This window comes from Microcystis sp. M53603_WE2, assembly GCF_030065435.1.
In genome coordinates, this window is the sequence record NZ_JASJFF010000358.1 from 1 (window position 1) to 2,273 (window position 2,273).

2 protein-coding genes are annotated in these 2,273 nt (G+C 45.0%); both read left to right on the plus strand.

What is annotated here, in order from left to right; all coding sequences use genetic code 11:
- A partial coding sequence (locus PX481_RS07750; protein WP_288094224.1) for a Uma2 family endonuclease occupies window positions 1-688 on the plus strand: 688 nt, incomplete at its 5' end.
- A complete protein-coding gene (cobJ, locus tag PX481_RS07755; RefSeq protein ID WP_004159339.1) occupies window positions 685-2,130 on the plus strand; it encodes a precorrin-3B C(17)-methyltransferase in 1,446 nt (481 codons plus the stop codon). The genes PX481_RS07750 and cobJ, both read left to right, overlap by 4 nt.
- Window positions 2,131-2,273 lie beyond the last annotated feature (143 nt).

Below are 2,273 nucleotides of genomic sequence, written 5' to 3' on the forward strand. Positions count from 1 at the left end.
AACCACTCAACATTTACCCCCGTTAGAAAATGGGGATCGCTTAATTCGTCCCGAATTCGAGCGCCGTTATCAAGCTATGACCGGATTAAAAAAAGCCGAACTGATCGAAGGAGTTGTGTATATGGCATCCCCATTACGGTTTAAATTTCATGCTGAACCCCACGGACGTTTAATCACTTGGGTGGGAGTTTATCAAGCTGCTACCCCCCAAGTACAAATGGGTATTGAGCCAACAGTCCGCTTGGATATCGACAACGAACTACAGCCGGATGGGGTGTTATTAATTAGTCAAGAAAGCGGGGGAAAATCAACCCTAACTGTAGAGGGATACCTAGAAGGAGCGCCGGAATTAGTGGTAGAAATTGCCGCTAGTAGTGCCGCCATAGATTTAGGGGATAAAAAACGTGCTTATCGTCGCAGTGGCATTCAAGAATACCTTATTTGGCAGGTATTTGATCAAAAGATTGATTGGTTTAGTTTAGAAAATGGCGATTATATTTCTTTGTTACCCAACCAAGAAGGGGTGATTTGCTCTCTAGTATTTCCGGGTTTGTGGTTAGATATTTCAGCCATGCTCAACGGCAATATGTCACGGGTGTTGGACATCTTAAAGGCTGGAATTAACTCGGTAGAACATCAAGAATTTATCCAAAAGTTAACTGCAGCGCAGTCGGGGGAAGCCAAATGAAACCTCCAGCTATTCTGATTTTAGGAGAAACCAGTATCCCCGTTGCTCGTCAAGTGCAAATGGCCCTACCGGAAGCAGTGGTTTATGGGTTAATAAAGCGTACCCAGTCGGCTGATTTTACCTATACTAATTTTGGCGAAACGGTGCGAGAATTTTTCCAGACGGGAACGCCAATTATTGGCATTTGTGCGGCGGGTATTTTGATTCGCACTTTAGCACCTTTATTAACTAATAAATGGCAAGAACCACCTGTATTAGCAATCGCAGAAGATGGCAGTGCCGTAGTGCCTTTGTTGGGGGGTTTACAAGGGGTTAATGATCTCGCTCGTCAAATTGCCTCGGTTTGGCAAATTTCTCCCGCAATTACCACCACTGGTGATATTAGATTTAAAACTACTTTATTATCGCCACCACCGGGTTATCAGTTAGTTAATCCCGATGATGCTAAGAAGTTTCTGTCCGATTTATTGGCGGGTGAAAAAGTAAAATTAATCGGTGAAGCGGACTGGTTAAAAAATAGTAATTTACCGATTTCATCAGCAGCAAAACTGAGCATTGAGATTATCGATAAAAATAACTTAAACTTGGCAAAACCTAGCACTGACTGTTTAGTTTATCTGTATGAGGAAAGCCAGCAAATTAAGGAAAAATCCAGTTTGTCCCCAGGGGATTTTGCCCAGGAAAGTCAAGGTAAATTAGCCATAGTCGGAACTGGACCTGGTGCGCTAAATTGGATGTCGCCGGAAGTTCGAGAAGTATTGGAAAAAGCCACGGATTGGGTGGGTTATAAAACCTATTTGGATTTGGTAGAATCCCTGCGAAAACCAGAAATTGTCCGCCATGAATCGGATAATCGGGTGGAACTCGATCGCGCGGAAATGGCCCTAGATTTAGCGGCTAAGGGGCGATCGGTTGTCTTAGTTTCTTCCGGAGATCCCGGAATTTATGCCATGGCCGCGGCCGTGTTTGAGGTATTAGAAAAAAAAGCAAAACCAGCATGGGATGCGATCGCCATTCAGGTCTGTCCGGGGATTTCGGCGATGCAAGCGGCGGCCGCCAGGGTTGGCGCACTTTTAGGACATGATTTTTGTGCGATTTCCCTATCGGATATTCTCAAATCTTGGCAGGTGATTTCTCAGCGCATTGAGTTAGCGGCCCGAGCCGATTTAGCGATCGCATTTTATAATCCTGTGTCTCAAGAGCGCACTTGGCAATTGGAGAAGGCAAAAGAGATTTTATTACAATGGCGCTCGCCGCAAACTCCTGTGGTACTAGCGCGTAATTTAGGGCGAAAAGGGGAAACAGTGACGGTGAAATTCCTAGAGGATATGACTATTAAAGATGCGGATATGCGAACCATAATTTTGATTGGATCGAGTAAAACTCGCCTGATTGAGCAGGGTAAAAGCAAGCAATGGGTTTATACTCCACGTCACTATTAAGTAGGGTCTGCGGCAAAAAGTTTCTTGGTGGGGGCAGGGTGTGGGGTGTAGGGTGTAGGGTGTAGGGTTTTACCGATTTTGAGGGGGTCAATTACCTAATTTTCAGGGAAAAAGTCCCGGAATTTTCCCCCCGATCACTCCCA

Excerpts from the sequence above, each read along its gene's own strand:
- cobJ (WP_004159339.1), top strand. The coding sequence starts at position 685 with ATGAAACCTCCAGCTATTCTGATTTTAGGAGAAACCAGTATCCCCGTT.